Origin of the sequence: Dysgonomonas sp. HDW5A (genome assembly GCF_011299555.1) — a bacterium.
Lineage (GTDB): Bacteria > Bacteroidota > Bacteroidia > Bacteroidales > Dysgonomonadaceae > Dysgonomonas_A.
In genome coordinates, this window is sequence record NZ_CP049857.1 from 3046288 (window position 1) to 3068215 (window position 21928).

The following is a 21928-nucleotide window of genomic DNA, read 5'->3' on the forward strand; positions in this document are numbered from 1 at the left end:
ATTAAAAGTACAAAAAAAATATTGAAAATAATACTCTTTTTTTAAGAATAAATAGTCTGCCTTTCTGATTTTGAATGTAGTGTATCTGCTTGATAGCTTCGAGTGAAAGCACAGAGAGGGGATGATTTGTTTGAACAGATAAATCTATTCTTCGGCTTAAACACAAATCTGAACTATAAGATGTTTTGCTGACTCTAAATTCATAAAAAGACAACGAATTTGAACTAAATAGTATCTCGGGATGTTAAATTGAAGTCGGAAATCGAAATGAATGCTAAAATATGTTGATATTTAAAAAGTTAACAGGGATTTATCTTTAACCGAAAATGTAAAAAAAGAGTATGAGTTATCCGAAGATGTTAAATTGTCTATGAACTGTTTCTGATCAAGAGTTTACGGAAATTAAATCTACTATACGATTCTGTTCTAGATGAATAATGAATTTGTTTTTCGGAATTCTCTCTTTTTTTACGTACTTTTGTTTTTTTATAGACAACGACAATAAATAACGACAATGAAAAGGATTATTTTATTTATCTTAGGTATTTCCTGTGTTGGATTCCTACAAGCACAGATAGGTGTTAATACGAATGAACCAAAAGTTAGTTTAGATGTATATGCGGGTTCTTTGGATGGTACTACTGCCGAAGGTTTATCAGCTCCCCGACTTACATTAGATCAATTGGCATCGAAAGATTCCAAATATCTGGCCGATCAAACCGGAGCTTTGGTTTATGTGACTGACGTAACAGGAACGGCTTCTGCTAAAACTCGAAATGTAATAGCCGTAGGTTATTATTATTTTGATGGAACTCTCTGGCAGACAATTGGTCCCGATAAAAGTTTAGGATTCTTTTATATGCCTTCTATTGTTTTGCCTACTGACACTTCCGATCCGTCTTATAACGTAAGTACGCAAACCTTTACAATTGATCTTTACGGAATTTATGCGGCTCAATTCGGGTTGACTAATTCAGGTTCATCAACAAAAAGTCCGGGAGCAAGCTCGTTGCCCATAGCAGCAAGCAATGCCTTGGAATATCTGATTACCTATTTCGATAATACGGTTTATCAAAATGTTGCACTGAGCAATGTGGGTGTGTTAACATATCAATTGCCTGCTGTAGTTACAGTTACAGATAAAACATTTATGAATATTTTATTTAAGGTAAAATAATTCTAGAGAATCGTTAATGATCTGATTTTAAATCATAACATGCTATAGCTGTTATTCTGCCAAAGTCATAAAAAGGTAATCTCCAAATAAACAATAATAGTTATGAAAATATTCTATACGCTGATTCTGTATCTATGTGCATTATCGGCATTTTCACAAACAAACGAAACTACTGTAAATACAAATGGGACATACTTGTTTCAGAAAGCAACATTTACCATCTCTAATTACAATACAAAGGCAGAAGTTAATACACGTGTTATAACCGACCCGTCGTTACTGGATGCTTCAGATTTGTTTTTTCAAAATGTGTTTTTGCAGGCTACAGTTAATGACGAAGTGTTGATGTCGTGTATGTTACCCGATGGAATCGAATATTTAGTAAAAGGTGGAACTGAATTGGTTCCGACTAAAGTTTTGCCACCTACCGACGAACGTGTTCGGAATAAAACTGCCGATAATAATCAGCCTTTGCAATTGGCACCCTATTCACTGTCAATCCAGAATAATACGTTGACGTTTACAGTTCGCTATTTATATGGAGATTCCAGATATAATTTCCCTTTGGAAGGTAAATTAGTAGTTACCTTGACTAAACAGAAATAACAATGAAGCAGCTATATTCAAAACTTATCTTTTTGTGCCTGTTTATATTCTCGATAGGACATGTAACAGCTCAGGATTGTTCCTCCAGTTTTACTGTGAGCACCGCGTCCACTCCGTCTACCTGTCAGGCTAACGGAACGGTAACGGTAACACTCAGCGGTGATCTGACCAATCTTTATAATATTCAATACGGATTAACCTCACCCACTACAGGTTTTACGATAAATCCACAGGAACATAATGTACTTACAAATATTCCTGCAGGTACTTATACAGTTACCGTGCGTGCATTTTGTAGCGTAAATGCAGGCTATGATGTGGTTAAAACTGTGACTAATGTAACCGTAGGTGGTAACTATAAGGTTCCTTCGGTTTCTTTTAATGCAACATCTTCGCGTAAGTCTTACGACGTATGTAATACAGGTATAATTGTACTAAATGTTACAGACGGTAGTGGAACTTTTACCTTTAATATAACATCGGCACCCGCCGGTGCAACAACAGGAGTTATCACCCCAACCAAGAGTGGTAGCCTGTATACATTTCCCGGACAAGATTATCCATCAGGAGATTACGTAGTAGAAATAGACGATGGTTGTTATCATTCGGTAGCTACCTTTACATTGGGGCAGGTTACCGGATTTCCTCCATTTGTATACTCTAATTATACGGGACCAAGACCTACCTTAACCGATAATACATGTAGTTCTCTCTATTGGTATACAGGCACGGTAAGTACCGGTAACCCCGATTATTACCGTTACTATGCCGATGGAATGTATGAGGTGGGAGCAGGTCCGGTGGGTTCTATGCCAACTGCTTGGACTGCCTGGATAGGAGCCAATCTTGTGTCATCCGGACTTTTGTTGGATATATCTCCAAATACTTATGCTGATTTTTATATTCCCAATAATATATCCGTGTACACTCGCCTCAAGGGATGTAGTGCAGCGTATACATCTTTCAATACTTATCTGAAGAAGCCTACTATGACTAATTCGGTAACCAACCGGGGATGTGAAAATTACACATATACCATAAGACCTTGGACCGATTATGATGGTCTGTTTTGCTATCCTGTTGCCATTAAGGTAACTAAGTCTATTGGTGGAGAAGTCGTATTTAATAATCCAAGCTGGTCATATTCTACAACCGGTCAGGTGGTAACTTTGGATTATAATACCAGTTATACGATAACAATGACCGATCCTAATGGTACAGTGGCTACAAGTTCTGTAAATACAAACAGAGATATGACCTTTACTACCAATCTTGTTAATTGTGATAATTATCAGCTCCAATATTATGCACCTTCGGGTACTACTTGCTGGCCTATTATGGTGACAATTACAGATGCGGGAGGTCAGGTAATATGTACCGATTCGGTAACAACAACCTCTGTACGTCAATCGTGCCCTTTATCTTTTGGGCAGACCTATACGTTTAAAGCGACCTACCCCAACTCAATACCTGAATATACATATACTACTACTAAAACAGTAGCTTCGGGTTTACCTACAACTGTTAATTTGACTCGTAATTATAGTAATGCGTGTATTGAAGATAACGGGTATTTTTATTCTACAGTATCAAGTGCTACACCTTGGCCTGTAGGAACTACGCTGACGATAACCGGCCCTCCGGGGTACACTACTCAAACTTATACGGCAACAGCTTCCAATTGGTATTATTATTGGCCGACAACAACTATACCTGCAGGGAATTATACGCTGACTGTCGATTTTGGTTGTGGTACGCCTATTTCTACTCAGATTACACAAAATGGGGTGTATAGTGGTAAAGCACTAAGCTATACTACCGAAAATACATGTTCGGGGATGAAGGTTACTCCTTCAGGCTTGATGACTTATCAGGGTGCTAACACAACTACGTATTACAGATTGACCAGTGGTCCTGTTGGTTTTGATAAAACGGTTAAATCTCCCGGAGGGTCGTTTATCTTCTCGGCTCCCGGAACTTATGTATTAGGTATTTTAAATACCAATGATGCTAATGCTTGTGTGATCAACACGAAAACGATTGTTTATACCGCCCCACCATTGGCTCTGAGCCAGACAGGAAGTAGTGCTTATGAATGTACCGATGGAGCTACAGGGGTAATCCTTTTGCAAGCCATAAACGGTGTAGCACCTTATACTTACCAGCTCTGGAACAAAGACAATACCGTTCAGATCAATATCCCCGAGATAGTCTCTTCCGGACAAGTACACTTTGATTACGGGGAAGCTGATTCTACCTATACAGCACGTATCATGGATCAGTGCGGCAATAGCTTCAGCCAACAGATCACTATGGCCAAGCTAAGCACCGCCCGTATCGTTTACGCCGAAGACAATAATGTTTGTACCGGAGATACTATTCAATTAAAATGTATCACACTCGGTAACACAGCTTATAACTGGACAGGTCCCAACGGATTCTCGACAACCGTGCAAAGCCCCAAGATAGCCGATGCAGATACAACTATGACAGGATGGTACAGAGTAACCGTTATGCCCGAATTTTGCGGTGACCCCGTACAGGATAGCGTTTATATCAATGTGTATAAACCATTGACTACAGGAGCGGTTACAGACAGCCAGACAGTATGTGTTCGTACAGTAGCCAATACTTTAAGCTGCGCCGTAAGAGGAGGTAGTGGAGTATACACCTATCAATGGCAATCCAGTACAAATGGTACAACAGGATGGACTAATATAGCAGGTGCAACGAGTGCCACATACACTCCTCCCACTCTTATTCAGTCGCGAACTACTTATTACCATGTAATAGTTACCGACCGATGCGGAATAGTTACCAGCAACAGTATGGCTGTGAACTTCAAGCCTTGTTACATTCCGGTTAATCCGAATATTCGATCAAGAGGCGGACGTTAAAATAGAGCTGAGTATGCAGATACTTTCTGCATCATGACATAATAAAAACCAAACAATCAGGGTGAAATACTAAATAGTATTTCACCCTGATTGTTTGATTTAGTATAAATGCAAATATTTAAGAGGGCTTTGTTGTAGCTTTAGCAAAATAAATGATATTATGTATGAATTACCGGTATTAACATATGAATAGCGAAAAAAATAGACTGTTATTTATGTCTTTTTGTTTTATTTAATTACTTTTGTGTCTTTATTTGGATAGATTTTAACTAACGACAACAACAATAACGACAACAAATGAAAAGGATTATTCTATTAATGCTGGGAATCTCTAGTATTGGTCTTGTACATGCGCAAATAGGAGTCAATTCAACCGATCCTAAGGTGACATTGGATATTCAAGCAGGTACAATTGATGCTACTACGGCAGAAGGCTTAACAGCTCCCCGGCTTACACTTGCACAATTGGCTGCAAAGGATGCCAAATATACTTCAGATCAAACCGGTACTATTGTTTATGTGACAAGCATGACGGGTACGGCAACAACAAAAACCCGAAATGTTATAGCCGCAGGTTATTATTATTTTGATGGAACTCTTTGGCAGGCTATGGCTCCAGATCCTGCTCTGAGATTTTTCTACATGCCATCGATTGTACTGCCAACTAATACCTCAGATCCATCTTACAATGCATCAACGCAGACATTCACTATCGATCTGTATCAGGCTTACTCTAATCAGTTCAAATTAACTAACTCCGCAAATACCTCCAAAAGCCCCGGAGCCACAGCATTACCCGTTTCGGCAAGCAATTCTCTGGAGTATTTTATTACTTATTACGATAATACGGTTTATCAAAATATTGCACTGACTAATACCGGCGTATTAACATATAAATTACCTGCAACTTTTACTATTTCCGAAAAAACATTTATGAATATTGTATTCAAGGTAAAATAGTAAGCTAAATAAGATAATAAAATTATGAAAATACTATATATATTGATGTTATGTTTGTATACTACTTCTATGTATTCACAAACCTCGAAAGGCATAAGTGGTAATGAAACGTATCTATTTGAAAAAGCAACATTTACTCTCTATAACTATAATTCTAAAGCAGAGGTCAATACACGAGTGATTACAGATCCCGGATCAGTGACTCCTGAAGATATATTTTTTCAGAATGTTTTCAGACGAGCAATTATTAATAACGGTTCATTGTTATATTGCACATTACCTGATGAAAAGGATTACGCCGTGAAAGATGATGGTGTTAAATTATCGGCACTTAAGGCACAAGTTCCTTTCAAGGATGAAAAGAAAGAACCTACCGTAGGTCGTGTTTTTTCCGGCCAATTAGAGCCTTACACAATGTCGGTTAACGGTGGTGTCTTGACAATTTCCGTAATGTATGTATACGGAGATTCGCGTTACCCTTATACGTTAGAAGGAAAATTAGTTCTTACTATGATTAAACAGAAATAACAATGAAACAATTCTATTTAAGGATAACTTGTCTGTTGCTCCTTATATTTTCAATAGGCAGCATAGCAGCTCAGACTTGTTCTTCAATTTTTACGGTAAGTACAACATCCACTCCCTCTACTTGCCAGGCAAACGGAACAATAACCGTAACTCTTAATGGTGATTTAACCAATCTTACTAATGTACAATATGGATTGACTACTTCTGCCGGTGCCGCAGTTATCAATCCGCAGGAAAACAATGTTCTGACAAATATTCCAGCGGGTAGCTATACGGTTAGTGTGCGTGCATTTTGTAAAGTGGATGAAAATTATAACGTTGTAAAAACAGTTGCCAATGTAATTGTAGGTGGTAACTATAAAGTACCTTCTGCCTCTTTCAATGCAGGTTCTTCGCGTAAATCATACAGTACTTGTAATACCGGTATTATTGCATTGAACGTGACTGATGGCAGTGGAACATTTACTTTTAACATCACTTCTGCACCTGCCGGTGTAACGCTTGGTGAGGTGGTACCTACTAAGTCGGGAACTCTTTATACGTTCCCTACTCAGGATTATCCTGCTGGTAATTATTCTGTACAAATTCAAGATGGTTGTTACACCTCTGTAGCTACTTTTACTTTGGGGCAGATCACAGGATTTCCTCCTATTGCTATTACTAATACTTCCTTTTATCCGACACTTGTCGATGGAGACTGTAGCTCTGTAAAAGTTAATCCAGGAACTGTGTCTAACAGTGATCCGGATTTTTATCGTTATTATACGGATGGAATGTATGAAATAGGTATCACTAAAGCAGGTGCGGCAATGCCAACCAATTGGTATTCATGGAAACCGGGTAGTGCCAGCCCTTATGTCTTAGACTTATCGCCATATAGTCTCTCTGATTTCTATGCATCCAACTCGATGGTAGTATATCTACGGGTAAAGGGATGTCCTAATTCTTATACCACTTCGTTGACAAATTTTAGACAGCCATACGCAACTACAAGTTATACCCGTAGGTGTGATGATTATTTGTTTAATTATAGACCTTGGACCGATTTCGATGGTAATTTGTGTTATCCTCTTTCTGTAGTTATAACCCAAACAACAAATCCGGGTGCAGGTACTGTTATATACACAGGTTCTTTACCGGCTGCCTCTGCTTCATCTTATAGTTCAATCGCTCTTCAATATGGTGTTGGCTATAATGTCGCGATAACTGATGCTGCCGGAAAAGCTCTGTCACCCATAGCACCAAACATAAGCAGATCGAATATGTCTTTGTCGTACTCGGATGTGCCATGTAGTACTACTTATAATTTGACGTATAGTTCTAATGAACCGTGTTATCCTATTGATGTGACTATCACAGAGGTTGCTACAGGTACTGTTATATATACGAATAGGCTTACCTCTACATCGTCTGCAACTACTGTGTTGGAGTATGGTAAATCCTATCGCTTCGATGCAGTATATGTGGGAACTGATCCTTTGCGCTCGTATACTTATACGATACCTATCAGGAATATCAATCAGCCTACTGCTTATAGAGTGTTGATTGATTCGCCTAATTCTTGTATTGAAGATTATGGTCGATTATATATTGCTTCAGTCGATGGAACTTATTTCCCTGCAGGTACTACTATGACTGTAACAGGTCCTGCGGGATATACGACACAAACATATACAGCTACCTCCCAGTCGTATTACTATTATTTTCCGTCGACTGCTTTGCCTGCGGGAACTTATACTTTGACCGTTAATAGTACTTGTCCCGGTGCTTTGCCGATAACGACTGTTGTAAATCTACCGGGAATATATAGCGGAAAGAACCTGGCATATACTACGCAGAATACTTGTGAAGGTACGAAAATTTTTCCTACAGGATCAATGACTTATCAGGGTAACAATACAACCACTTATTACAGGTTGACTAGCGGTCCTGCCGGTTATGATCAAACAGTAATTGGTCCCGGAGGATCATTTACCTTATCTACCCCCGGAACTTACACTTTAGGTATTTTAAATACAAACAGTGCTACGGGGTGTGTTATCAATACAAAAACAATAGTTTACACAGCTCCTCCATTGGCATTGGATAATACAGGTACAAGTGCTTATACATGTGTGGACGATGTGACAGGAATTATTATTGTAAAAGGAACCAACGGAGTAGCCCCTTATACGTATCAGTTATGGGATGAGGCTAATACGACAAAATTGGTTGCGACAGACTTGGTATCTTCAGATAGGGCAATTTTTAATTATGGAGATGCAGGAAAAACCTATACTGTGCGTGTTAAAGACCAGTGTGGTAATGAATTTAGCCAAAAGGTAACACTAGCTAGATTAAAGACTGCCCGTATTGTAAATGCCGATCCTAGTAGTATCTGTACAGGCGAAACAATTGTCTTGAAGTGTACAACATTGGGTACTACAGCTTATACGTGGACAGGTCCAAATGGTTATACTTCTACGGCTCAAAACCCTACTATCCCAAATGCTACGGCAGATATGACCGGATGGTATAAGGTTTCGGTTATGCCCGAATTTTGTGGAGAAGCTGTAAAAGACAGTGCATATGTTACCGTATACCCTCCATTGACAGCCGGTGCGGTTGCTGCTCAGGCAGTATGCGTACGTACTGCTGCAAGTGCATTGAGTGGCTCAATAACAGGTGGTAGTGGTACTTATACTTATCAATGGCAAACAAGTGTGGATGGTTCGACCGGCTGGATAGATATATCCGGAGCTACTGCCGCTAATTATACGCCTCCCGTAAAGATTCAATCGGGTGCTAATTATTACCGTGTAGTAGTAACCGACAGATGCGGGACTGTTAATGGCAATCCGATAACGGTAAATAGCACACCTTGTTATCTTCCGGTCAATCCAAATATCCGATCAAGAAGCGGGCGTTAAAATAGAGCTGAGTATGCAGATACTTTCTGCATCATGACATAACAAAAAACCAAACAATCAGGGTGAAATACTATTTAGTATTTCACCCTGATTGTTTGGTTTAGTATAAATGCAAATATTTAAGAGCTGTCTTTGTAGTAGTTTTTGTAAAATAAATGATATTATGTATGAATTATCAGTATTAACATATGAATAGCGAAAATAGCTGACTGTTATTTGTGTCTATTTGTTTTATTTAGTTACTTTTGTATCTTGATTGGGATATTTTTTTAACTAACGACAACGACAACAACAAATGAAAAGGATTATTCTATTAATGCTGGGAATCTCTAGTATTGGTCTTGTACATGCGCAAATAGGAGTCAATTCAACCGATCCTAAGGTGACATTGGATATTCAAGCAGGTACTATTGATGCTACTACGGCAGAAGGCTTAACAGCTCCCCGGCTTACACTTGCACAATTGGCTGCAAAGGATGCCAAATATACTTCAGATCAAACCGGTACTATTGTTTATGTGACAAGCATGACGGGTACGGCAACAACAAAAACCCGAAATGTTATAGCCGCAGGTTATTATTATTTTGATGGAACTCTTTGGCAGGCTATGGCTCCAGATCCTGCTCTGAGATTTTTCTACATGCCATCGATTGTACTGCCAACTAATACCTCAGATCCATCTTACAATGCATCAACGCAGACATTCACTATCGATCTGTATCAGGCTTACTCTAATCAGTTCAAATTGACTAACTCCGCAAATACCTCCAAAAGCCCCGGAGCCACAGCATTACCCGTTTCGGCAAGCAATTCTCTGGAGTATTTTATTACTTATTACGATAATACGGTTTATCAAAATATTGCACTGACTAATACCGGCGTATTAACATATAAGCTACCCGCAACTTTTACTATTTCCGAAAAAACATTTATGAATATTGTCTTTAAGGTAAAGTAATAAGCATACTACAACTAAACAATAATTAATTATGAAAAAACTATTTCATATAGGTTTGTTATGCCTATGTGCTTTATCTGCATACTCGCAAAAGGTGCATCACGATAAGACAAGTGGGACATACTTTTTTCAAAAAGCAACCCTTACGGTTTATAACGCTAACTCCAGATCAGTGGTTGATACCCGCACTATAAATGACCTTTCTACATTATCAAATGAGAAAGATGTATTCTTTGGAAGTGTATTTCGGGAAGCGAACATAAATGATGGACAGCTAACATCTTGCATGTTGTCCGACAGTATTAATTATATCGTAAAAGATTTAAACGAATTAATACCTGCCCCAATAGAAGCTTCTTCCAAAAAAACGGATCAAAGTATTCCAAAACCTAATTATCCGGTACAACTAACACCTTATTCGTTCTCAATTGAAGGTAATACACTCACATTTACTACCGGTTTTTTATATGGAAATTCTCAATATAGTTTTCCTTTAGAAGGTAAATTAGTCCTTACCATGACCAAACAAAAATAATCATGAAACAGCTATACTATACTATCGTTTTTCTTTGCTTATTTATATTTTCGGTCGTAAGCGTGACCGCTCAGACATGTTCGTCGACCTTCACAGTAAGTACAACATCTACTCCGTCTACTTGCCAGGCAAACGGAACAATAACCGTAACTCTTAACGGCGATGTAACCAATCTTTCCAATGTGCAATACGGGCTGACTACTTCTACCGGTGCTGCGGTTATCAATCCGCAGGAAAGTAATGTACTGACCAATATCCCTGCAGGTACCTACACCGTTAGTGTGCGTGCTTTTTGTCAGGTAGATGCCAATTACAACGTTGTAAAAACGGTAAGCAATGTAGTTGTGGGAGGTAACTATAAAGTGCCTTCAGCTTCTTTTAATGCTGCGAGTTCACGTAAATCATACGATGTGTGTAACACGGGTATTATTGTATTGAACGTAACGGATGGCAGTGGAACTTTTACTTTTAATCTTACATCTGCACCTGCCGGTGTAGCCACCGGTGTAATTACACCGACCAAGAGTGGAACAACATATACATTGCCCGGACAAAATTACCCTGCTGGAAACTATACTATCCAGATACAAGACGGTTGTTATACCTCAGTAGCTACTTTTACATTGGGGCAGGTAACCGGATATCCACCGCCCTATTATACGAACTCTACCGGATTTTATCCTATCTTAACGGATGGTGTTTGTAATCAGATTAAGCTTTATGCATCATCGGTTAGTAACTCCAATGCTGATTATTACCGTTATTATCAGGATGGAATGTATGAGATGGGGGCAGCAGCTGTAGGTAATATGCCTACTGTATGGACTCCGTGGACATCTGCAAATCTTGTATCCGGTGCTTATTTAACATTAGATATATCTCCATCTACTTATTCTAATTTTTATACGGCTAACAGTTTATCCGTGTATACTCGTCTCAAAGGTTGTCCAACAGGCTATACTTTTTATAATAGTAATTTTTATAATCCGATTATGAATAATAGCTATATTAGTAGAGACTGTAATAATTACGTATATAAAGTATCTCCTTATTCGGTCGGTTATTATAATATGATCTGTTATCCGGCTACGGTTTCGGTAACCAAAACAATCGGAGGAGCGGTAATATACAGTAATCCGAGTTGGTCATATGATGTGAATGGTATACCGGTTACTTTAGATTACGATACCAGTTATACAATAACTATAACTGGATCTAACGGAAAGGCTATAACATCTTCTGTAAATACAAATCGTAATATACTTTTTACTAATAATCTGATCGATTGTAGTACTTACAAGCTCCAATACGCCGTTCCGTCGGCTAATACTTGCTGGCCGGTTAATGTAACTATTAAAGATGCTACGGGCAAGGTTATCTGTACCGATGAGATTCTTAACTCTACCAGTTATCGTCCATCTTGTCCTTTGAATTACGGACAAACATATACTTTTACCGCTGTTTATGGCAATGGTTATACATATACTACTACTAAAAGTGTGGCATCAACTCTGCCTACAACGGTTAACTTCAGTCGTAGCTCCAGTAATGCATGTATTGAAGATAACGGGTATTTTTATACCAGTGTATCAAGTAATACACCTTGGCCTGCAGGTACTAAATTTACGATAACCGGTCCTGCCGGATATACTACTCAAACCTATACATCTACTAGTTCGGCTTGGTATTATTATTGGCCAACAGCAACGATTCCTGCCGGAAACTATACGCTGACAACCGATTATGGTTGTGGTACACCTGTGGTTACCCAACTTATACAAAGAGGTGTGTATAGTGGAAAGGCTTTGGCATATACCACCGAGAATACATGTGCTGGTATGAAGGTTACTCCCTCGGGATCTATGACTTACGAAAGTGCGAATATTACCACCTACTACCGTTTGACAAATGGACCGGCAGGTTACGACAAAACCGTAATCACTACCGGAGGCTCTTTTATCTTCTCGGCACCGGGAACTTATACGCTTGGTATTCTAAACACCAACAGTGCTACCGGATGTGTTATCAATACTAAAACGATTGTTTATACGGCTCCACCATTGGCATTGGACAATACAGGTACGAGTGCTTATGAATGTGTTGATAATGTGACCGGGATTATCCTCCTGAAAGCTATCAACGGAGTGGCACCTTACACCTATCAGTTATGGGATGAGGCTAATACAACTAAATTAGTTGCAACAGATTTGGTATCATCAGGTCAGGTGCATTTTAATTATGGAGAAGCTGAGCATACTTATACCGCACGTATTAAAGATCAGTGTGGTAATGAGTTCAGTCAAAAGGTAACTTTGGCTAAACTGAGTACAGCCCGTATTGTAAATGCTGATCCGAGCAGTGTCTGTACTGGTGAAACCATAGTATTGAAATGTACTACACTCGGTAATACTGCTTATAATTGGACAGGTCCTAACGGTTACACTTCTACTGCTCAAAATCCGACTATTCCCAATGCAACAGCAAGCATGTCGGGATGGTATAAGGTTTCGGTTATGCCCGAATTTTGCGGCGAAGCAGTGAAAGACAGTGCGTATGTTACCGTATATGCCCCGTTGACAGCAGGTACGGTTGCATTGCCACAGGCTGTATGCGTGCGTACTCCGGCAAATGCACTGAGTGGTGCAATAACAGGAGGTAGTGGTGCGTATACTTATCAATGGCAAACGAGTGCGAATGGTACAACAGGCTGGACAAATATTTCCGGAGCTACTGCCGCTAATTATATGCCTCCCGTAAAGATTCAATCGGGTGCGAATTATTATCGTGTAGTAGTAACCGACAGATGTGGAACTGTTAATGGTAATCCAATAACAGTAAACAGCACACCTTGTTACCTTCCGGTCAATCCGAGTATAAGATCAAAGTCTGAAAATTAAAGTATAATAAGGAAACCTTTTTTCATACTCATATTAATGAGTTCGTATTTTTAATTAAATAGTTTAAGAGGGTAGGATCTGCAGATCCTACCCTCTTTTAGGTATATAGTATTATGTAAATAATATTTTACTTTTTCCAATCTTGTTTTTGATCTGACTTGTAGCGCTTCATTTGTTCATTTATAGACTTATCAGCTTTCTTTTCTAGATCTGCAGGAATGATATACGTATTGCAATGAGTGATGCAGTAATTACAGTCGCGAACGCATTGTTCAGAGCAATGAGGATAATTGCATTCATCATAACCTAAAAGAGAGTTCACTACTGCACAAGAACAAAAAGAGGTAGTAATAAACATAACTAAAAATGCGATCATCAGATTTTTCATATTTATTGTAACCCAGTTATAGTTTTAGTAATCTTAAGAATCTCAGGTTTAGTCTGCTTTTTCCTGAATAAGTGTATAGGTTCCGGTGGGTGTAATTTCTATCCATTTACCTTCTATGGTTTTCGTGTTCTTAGTTCGATTGTTAATAAGTGTCAGAAGATAAGATACTTTCCGTTTGCGATATTGAATTTCAAAATAGAAATGCGACTTGCCAATAGGTACATTGATTTTTGTCTCCACTTCTTCAAGTTGGGTTGGTCTTGTATCTGTACCGTAGCTGTATCTGCTTTTATCTCCGTTGTAGTAAATTTCGTTGTTATAAATGCCAGATGGAACTTTAACTTCCACTCTGCTTGTGTCATACCACGTGAAAGCATTTTTGTCGCTACTTTCGAAAAACGATTGCTTATTGAGATTTAAGAACGGAAAAGTTGACATTTCCATAGGGCTACCTATATCAAAGTTATATGATCTGCTCCCTTTGGTTGTATATATAGAGTCCGAATCGTCTTTTTGTATTGAATATTCTATTTTATCGAAAGTATATCCCTGCGATTTTTTTTGCAGGATAGTAATTTCAGTCAGCTCATTACCCGATTTCAAAACTATGGTAAAATTGAAATCTTCACCGGTATTATTTTCCTCTACTATTACTTTTAACTGTGATGGAGTGTTGCGTACAATTCGGAAACCTTTGTCCTTCCATATGCTTTCCACTTTTCCTAGTCCGGTTAATTCAAGCTTCGTATTTTTTGTGACTTTTCCATCAGCAGTGTATACTTCCCCAAATATGTCCATATTGTCGTTCTTGTTTATTACGCCGGCAATTGTGATATCTTCGATATTTAGCGATATATCGGTTTCACCACCTTCACCTTCCATTTCTATCGACCTTACCGATGGTTTTATAGTTGGTTCATCATCATTACTACAGGCTGAAATTAGAAAAATACATAACAACAGGGCTATTACTTTGCGTTTGCTGTATTGATCCATGTCTTTAAAATATTATGAGTTATAGTTAATGTTTTATGTCTATAGTCGGTTATTATTACGTGTAATACCAAGTAAATAAAATTATCAAAAAAATAATGATTATAGAATAATATTAGTATCTATTTTAAACTTTTATATAATCTAATGAAAATGACAATAAAGAAAACAGTTATAAAACGTATGATGTGTAGAATAGAGTTAAGCTAAAATTCAAATTATACATCCGATAACAGGAAACAGGTTTGCTAGTTTAAAAGCATTGATTTTTAAAACATCATCCTCATATATTTTGTTGCCTGCATAATCAGTATCCCTCCCGGTTAGCCCCTCTCTTTTGATCTCATAGTTGTTGTTTATTGTTTAACTGTTATTGTTTTTCGTATAAAGTTGTTTGAAGTGTTTCTAATTTTTGTCCTCGTTCCATATTCTTCTTTTCCTGTTGAATGACATACAGAGCTAATTCTTCGATCTTTTGAAGAAGCTTTATTTGAAACTCATTCATATTAAGTCCTTCGGTTTGCATTTGTTGTTCACTTGGAATTTCTGGTAAATGTTTGTTTTCTGTAATAAACCCTTCAACTTCAGATAAAGGTTTTAAATCATACTCATTACTGAATACATGATCGTCTCTGGCGGTGATCTCTACTTTTACTTCTCTGGCTCGAACTGTTCCTGCAATATCCAATTCTCCTCTATGAAATTTCCCAATCTGCCGGGCATCATATATTGTAATCCGAATACATCCATTTGTCATAGCTCCTCCTCTATAGAAATCGATACTATTATTTATTCTTGCATAAAATTTATGCTCTATGTTGAATGATTTTAGTTTATCCAAAAGAATACCATTGGTTGCCTGTGTATAATAAGATTTAACATCCAAATAGCTTCTTTCACCCTCATTGTTACCTTCCTATAATCTGGATAAAACTGTTTTTAAAGTATAATCCGAAAGACTATTACTACTAGGTGTATTGCCACTTAACTCTCCTCTTATTGCCTGAGAGCCATTGTCATTCAATACATTTGCCCAAGCCTCTTTTTCCTTATTATTTGTGCTGCGAATGAACATTAGAGACAGACCAGTTTCAAAAGCATCAACCCCTTGGCTAAAGAATAATGAAGTTAAAATAAGAAATAAGATCTTTCGCATAATGGAATATAATAAATTTGGACAAATTTAATAATATCTTCTCGTTCTGTATCTTCCTACTTGATTACGTTTTAGTGAATATAAATTCATTATCTATTAACCTGATTAGATAATATCCGTAACATATTGTCATGTTCTTTGCAGCGTTAAAAAAAAAGAACTATGAATACACTTTTATTTATTTTATTAAATCTGATAAATCCTCTAACCGAAAGTAAAGTATCAAAATCTTTTACATTAGATTCTTTAGGAGCATGTCAAGGCATAACCTATCTAGACAGTAAAGTATATGCGTATGGAGACCGAGAAGTCGGCGTAATCAGAGAATATAAATTCAATACTGATACTTTGATTTTTACAGGTCGGGAGTGTCAATTTTCAATAGGAGGTAAGAATATCATTAAACACCCTACAGGTATTGCCTATAAAGATGGCAAAACATTTATCGGAAATAGTGTGCGTTTGCCGGAAAATAAAAATCATTGGATAGCAGAAATTTACCTTTTAGACTGGAATATTTTACTCAATGATAGAGTATTGGACAATGCTATTCTAAACAGAATAGAGGACGATCTGGCCATACAAGGGACTCGCCCCGAGTATGTGAAATTCAATAACAATTATTATATCGCAACTGCCGATTATGGCAATAACCGCAATGAGGTCAGATTATATAATCCAGAGCAACTCGCAAAAGCATCGAAAACAAGTGAAGAAGGCGTATTAGTCACAAGATTCAAATGCGGTCCATGGGTACAGAATCTGCATTGGATTGAAAAAGAAAATATACTCGTATTAGTCCAAAACCAAATAGAGGGGCGTAAATGGAGGTTGACCTTCTTAGATTTACCGGCTTCGATAAGTGCCGGAGAAGAACAAGTTTTAAAAGTGATTGATTTTGACAGGCAAGACGAACTCGAAGGCTTCTGCTTACTCAACGATATATCGGTAGCCTTGGCTACTACTTCATCAAGAAAAGACAACCTACATATTATAGATATAAAGTAATCATTCTAACAATCTGAATTAATAAAACAACTTATAACTAAATAACTAAAATGAAGAAAAAGCAAGTAATGTATCATTTGATCCTGTTTCTGACAGGGATATTTTACCTGAGTTCGCAAAGCCTTTCTGCAAACGAACTAAATGATAGGAAAGTAACAGGTATAGTAACGGACAAACTAGGAGAGCCACTGATAGGTACTGTTGTAACGATAAAAGGAACTTCCAAAGGTACAGCCTGTGATATAGATGGCAAATTCGAGCTACAGGTTGAAAACAAAAACTCGACACTGATATTCTCGTTGATTGGATATACATCAAAAGAAGTACAAATATCAGGAACTGATAACTTAACAATAATATTGGATGAGGATAACAAACTATTGGATGAAATAGTCGTTATCGGTTATCAAAGTATGCGTAGAAGCGATCTTACAGGAGCTGTGTCAAGTGTAAAAGCGGGAGAGCTAAATGCAACAGCACCTAATCTCGGACAAGGTCTGGTTGGTAAAGTAGCCGGTGTACAAATATCACAGACAAGCGGTGCTCCCTACGATGGTGTGAAAATAAGAGTTAGAGGTGTTGCGTCCATTAATGCCAGCTCCGATCCACTATATGTTATAGACGGCTATCCGTCTAACGGCGACCCATTTATTAACCCCGAAGATATAGAATCGATCGAAGTTCTTAAAGATGCCGCTTCGGCAGCCATTTATGGTTCGAGAGCAGCAGGCGGGGTGGTTTTGATTACCACAAAACGAGGAAAAGAAGGAAAGCCTAAAATTGAATTCGGTTACCAGATAGGAGTCAATCAACTGAGTAAGAAAATAGATATGCTCAACTCTCAGGAGTTTGCAGAATTGCTTGTTGACGGACGCAACAACACATACAAAGATATGATTATTAATGCCGGAAAATCGTGGGATGACTCTATGTATAGCCATGATAATGCTACCCGTACAAAAAATATTGGTAGTAGCAATTCTGGAGTTAAGATTCCCGATTTCTTGTATGATTTCAAAAATCAAAAAGTAATAAGCCCCGAGCAAGATACCGACTGGCAAGATGAATTATATAGAAATGCACTGACTACCAGATACAATCTGTCTATACTCGGAGGAGGAAAATCGGTACGTTATTTAGTAAATGCAGGCTACCAAGATGAAGAAGGTATCATCATCACCACCAGACAACGCCGTTTAAACTTAAGGGCTAATATCGACATTGATGTGAACGATAAACTTACAGTTGGTACTAATCTGGCTATGACTAATAACTGGAACAATGAGGTGGAAGAAGGTCGTTTCGACAAAGGTCCTATCTTAGGAGCTTTGGTATATGCCCCCATATTTAAAGCATACAACGAAGATGGCTCGTTTTCTAAGTTTGAAATGTCTAATTTATCATCAGAATACGGTTTTCAACAAATTGAAAATCCGTTGGCAATAGCGAGCGAAACTAAGATAAAACGTACGGCAGACAGACATACTTACAATATGTTCGGAGTATATAAAATTACGCCATATCTACAAGCTAAAGCTAATCTGGCGATGTATAACTACAATGAAAAATTTGAGCATTACAGACCTACTACTTTAAGTACAGGTACTAATGCCCCTTCGTCTGATGCCGCTATGGCTGCCGCTTTTGCACGGGTTGCCAATAAAAGGAATACCGACTATTTGGGAGAATTTACAGTCAACTTTGATAAGACGTTTGGCAAACAAAGGCTCAATGGTGTAGTAGGTTATTCGATGCAACGAAACCTGACAGATATAATAGATATTACTGCAAAAGGGTTTCAGGATGATTATATCCAAGAGATTACGGCAAAAGGTGCAGATCCGTCTAATTTTACGTTAAACAATGGCACTAAGAAATCGAATTGGAGTCTTTTATCGTATTTCTCAAGACTTAATTATAGCATTGACTCCAAGTATTTCTTAACTGCTTCATTCCGTGGAGATGGATGTTCGCTATTTGGCACACTCAATCGTTGGGGATATTTCCCTTCCGTTTCGGCAGGATGGAATGCTTCGGATGAGGCGTTTTATAAAAATATGTTGGGTAATTCGTCTACATTGCGTCTAAGAGCTAGCTGGGGATTGAGCGGAAACAATAATATTGGTAACTATAACTTTTTGCAAACCATGTCTAAACCGACTGGTGTTGTATTTGGTAACGGAACTATCAACACATCGATGTATCCCGGTGGATTTAAAGACAAAAATCTGGGATGGGAATCGACCTCTCAATTCAACTTCGGAGCCGACCTCGGACTTTTGAACGGAAGATTGTCTTTATCAGCCAATTATTTTATCAGTCATACTTTCAATTTATTGTTTGACCAACCTATCTCTGCTATTTCGGGTTCTACGTCTATGTTGACTAACCTTCCCGATTCAAAAATCCGCAATCAGGGTCTCGATCTTCAAGTAGACGGACGAATCATTTCTTCAAAAGATTTTGATTTGAATGCCAGTGGAAATATTCTGATCAATAAAAATAAGGTTATTGATATGGGGGGAGCCAGTACTATTATTACCAATGGAGCGGAAAGATCATACAAAACGCATATAACAATGGAGGGGCAACCTATAGGTATGTTTTATGGGTTCAAAGTAAAAGGTATGGTTACAGAAGCTGATATGGCAAATATTGCCAAGGATGATAAGTTTTACAATGCGGCGACCCAATCTTTCCCCGAAGGATATAAGCTACAAGGACCTGCCCGTTCTACGTCATCTACAACAAAATTAGCACCCGGCGATCTTTATTTTGAAGATACAAATAACGACGGTGTTGTAAATGACGAAGACAAAGCCATCATAGGATCGCCACATCCCGATTTTACATTCGGGTTCATGCTTAGTGCCAGATACAAAACATGGGATATAAGAACAGCCTTTAACGGCTCGGTAGGAAATGAGATTCTGGATGGACAGGATTATTATATTTTCAATATGGAAGGCTCAGGCAATCAGTACTCAGTTGTAAACGACAGATACCGAAATGCACAAAACCCCGGTAATGGCGAAGTTTACAGAGCAGCCAGAGGATCTACTCAAAGTAATAGTACACGCCTTTCTACATTTTATCTGCAAGACGGATCGTATTTGCGATGTACGAATGTCACAGTCGGTTATGCGTTTCCGGCAATTGCTAAAATAACCCGAAACAACATTGCAAATTTACGCCTTTATGCTTCTGCCAACAACCCGTTTACGATAACCAACTATTTGGGATATAACCCTGATGTTGACTATAATAACGGTGCTAACCTTACACCCGGTGTAGATTATGGAAAATACCCATTGGCAAAATCGTACAACTTCGGAGTTCAAGTTACTTTTTAATCAAATGTCTTAAAGCAATATGAATATGAAAATCAATTATATACATTCGCTCATTTTATTGAGCTTACTAACACTCTTTTCGTCATGCAGCGACTTCTTAAACGAAGAAGATCCTAACTCGACAGCATCAAATAAATACCTTAAAACCGAAAATGATGTAAGCAAAGCCCTTGCCGGAGTGTACCTTGCTATCAGACATAACGATTGTCTAGGCGAATCGAGCACCCTTTATACCGAAGAACGTTCGGACAATACCGGAAGAAATGATAATCAATCGAATGCCGGCGAACCGTTTCAGTTTAACGATTTTTCGTTACTGCCAAGCAATTCATATTTGAAAAAACACTATGTAGCACTTTATGATGCTGTTTCGAGAGCCAATTATGTGCTTACTTACATTGATCAGGCTAAAATAGAAAATGCGGATAACAGGAAGAAATACATTGCAGAGGCGAAATTCTTAAGAGCATTAGTCTACTTTCAATTGGTACGCAAATGGGGAGATGTGCCTTTGGCTACAACCTATTTTGAAACCTATCAGGATGTCAAAAACAATACATACAGAGAAAAACAAGAACTTGTTTATGCTCAAATAATAGCGGATCTGACAGATGCTTTGGATAGTAAATTGCCAAATATACAAAATGAAGCAGGTAAAGGACATACAAGCAAAGCTGCTATTAATGGATTATTAGGACAAGTGTATCTGACAATGGCTACTCGCTTCGAAAGCAACAAACAAGGGAATTTGCAAAATGCCAATAAGTACTTGTCGGACTGCTATGCAATGAGAACATTCGGATTACTTAAAGAGATCCCTTACGGAGATGTGTTTGACGTAAAAAAGAAAAGTACTTGCCCCGAAATAATTTTTCAGATAGTTTACAAACAAGGAGACAAAGATTATTCTTCGTCCATAGCAGCAAATAATCAGGCAGAGGGTGAGACTATCAATTCACAAAAGAAAGTGAAAGGTGGTGGAACTTTTGTAAAACCCGACTTAGTCAAAGAATACGAAGAAACAGATACCAGAAAGAGCTTCTCGGTAAAATATGCAGATAATGCGAATGCAAAATCATGGTTTATTACCAAATTCAGAGACACAAGCGATGCAGCCGGAACGCTTGGTTATGGTGGTAACGACTGGATTTTGATGCGTTATGCTGATATTATATTGATGCTTGCTGAGGTGAATATGTATTTAGGAAACGAGGCTCAGGCAATTTCTTATCTTAATCAGGTAAGAGAAAGAGCCGGCATACCTACTTATCAGGAAATGCAAAACGATGCTTTATATAAATCGAAATATCCGACTCTTAAACTTGCAATTCTACACGAACGTAGAGTAGAATTGGCATTTGAAAATCAAAGATGGTTCGATTTGCTTCGTTTTTTTAACAGTGACGAATTGGTTCAATATTTCAAAACAAAATCTCAGGATGATTATGGAGTATCGAGTCTTGCTAATTTTGGTAAAAAAGATTATTATTACCCCATTCCTTTTGATGAATGGAAATTAGACCCCGAGAAAATGTGGCAAAACGAAGGCTACTAAAATAGTGT

15 protein-coding genes are annotated in these 21928 nt (G+C 38.0%); 12 read left to right on the plus strand and 3 right to left on the minus strand.

Features of this window, described 5'->3' with window-relative positions:
- Window positions 1-514: 514 nt before the first annotated feature.
- From G7050_RS12765 to G7050_RS12805, 9 genes are all read left to right on the plus strand, one after another.
- On the plus strand, window positions 515-1177 hold the full coding sequence (locus tag G7050_RS12765) for a hypothetical protein (protein WP_166115982.1): 663 nt from the start codon (window positions 515-517) through the stop codon (window positions 1175-1177).
- A 102-nt stretch (window positions 1178-1279) separates the two neighbouring features.
- Window positions 1280-1783 (plus strand): hypothetical protein, encoded by a 504-nt coding sequence (locus G7050_RS12770; RefSeq protein ID WP_166115984.1) that lies wholly within the window; start codon window positions 1280-1282, stop codon window positions 1781-1783.
- 2 nt (window positions 1784-1785) lie between these two features.
- The gene (locus tag G7050_RS12775; protein WP_166115986.1) at window positions 1786-4680 is read left to right on the plus strand and encodes a hypothetical protein; all 2895 of its coding nucleotides are present in this window, start codon (window positions 1786-1788) and stop codon (window positions 4678-4680) included.
- A 297-nt stretch (window positions 4681-4977) separates the two neighbouring features.
- Entirely contained in the window at window positions 4978-5640 is a 663-nt protein-coding gene (locus G7050_RS12780) for a hypothetical protein (RefSeq protein ID WP_166115988.1), read from the plus strand.
- A gap of 24 nt (window positions 5641-5664) precedes the next feature.
- Window positions 5665-6168: a hypothetical protein gene (locus G7050_RS12785; RefSeq protein WP_166115990.1), complete on the plus strand. Its 504-nt coding sequence runs from the start codon at window positions 5665-5667 to the stop codon at window positions 6166-6168.
- Window positions 6169-6170: 2 nt separating this feature from the next.
- Window positions 6171-9077: a hypothetical protein gene (locus G7050_RS12790; RefSeq protein ID WP_166115993.1), complete on the plus strand. Its 2907-nt coding sequence runs from the start codon at window positions 6171-6173 to the stop codon at window positions 9075-9077.
- 295 nt (window positions 9078-9372) lie between these two features.
- A complete protein-coding gene (locus G7050_RS12795; protein ID WP_166115988.1) occupies window positions 9373-10035 on the plus strand; it encodes a hypothetical protein in 663 nt (220 codons plus the stop codon).
- Window positions 10036-10066: 31 nt separating this feature from the next.
- Entirely contained in the window at window positions 10067-10570 is a 504-nt protein-coding gene (locus G7050_RS12800) for a hypothetical protein (RefSeq protein ID WP_166115995.1), read from the plus strand.
- 2 nt (window positions 10571-10572) lie between these two features.
- Window positions 10573-13467 carry a hypothetical protein gene (locus G7050_RS12805; protein ID WP_166115997.1) on the plus strand — a complete coding sequence of 965 codons (2895 nt, stop codon included), beginning with the start codon at window positions 10573-10575 and terminating at the stop codon, window positions 13465-13467.
- 436 nt (window positions 13468-13903) lie between these two features.
- Here G7050_RS12805 and G7050_RS12810 read toward each other — a convergent pair whose 3' ends face one another.
- From G7050_RS12810 to G7050_RS12820, 3 genes are all read right to left on the minus strand, one after another.
- Complete coding sequence (locus tag G7050_RS12810) at window positions 13904-14851, minus strand: hypothetical protein (RefSeq protein ID WP_166116000.1); 948 nt, start codon at window positions 14849-14851, stop codon at window positions 13904-13906.
- A 367-nt stretch (window positions 14852-15218) separates the two neighbouring features.
- Window positions 15219-15734, minus strand: a complete 516-nt coding sequence (locus tag G7050_RS12815; protein WP_166116002.1) for a hypothetical protein — start codon at window positions 15732-15734, stop codon at window positions 15219-15221.
- A gap of 30 nt (window positions 15735-15764) precedes the next feature.
- Window positions 15765-16004 (minus strand): hypothetical protein, encoded by a 240-nt coding sequence (locus G7050_RS12820; RefSeq protein WP_166116006.1) that lies wholly within the window; start codon window positions 16002-16004, stop codon window positions 15765-15767.
- Window positions 16005-16166: 162 nt separating this feature from the next.
- On the opposite strand from G7050_RS12820, the gene G7050_RS12825 reads away from it, so the two are divergent.
- The 3 genes from G7050_RS12825 to G7050_RS12835 are packed head-to-tail and all read left to right on the plus strand — an operon-like array spanning window position 16167 to window position 21920.
- Window positions 16167-17012 (plus strand): hypothetical protein, encoded by an 846-nt coding sequence (locus G7050_RS12825; protein ID WP_166116008.1) that lies wholly within the window; start codon window positions 16167-16169, stop codon window positions 17010-17012.
- Window positions 17013-17062: 50 nt separating this feature from the next.
- The gene (locus G7050_RS12830) at window positions 17063-20365 is read left to right on the plus strand and encodes a TonB-dependent receptor (RefSeq protein WP_166116010.1); all 3303 of its coding nucleotides are present in this window, start codon (window positions 17063-17065) and stop codon (window positions 20363-20365) included.
- Between the two features lie 25 nt (window positions 20366-20390).
- Complete coding sequence (locus G7050_RS12835; protein ID WP_166116012.1) at window positions 20391-21920, plus strand: RagB/SusD family nutrient uptake outer membrane protein; 1530 nt, start codon at window positions 20391-20393, stop codon at window positions 21918-21920.
- Window positions 21921-21928: the final 8 nt, after the last annotated feature.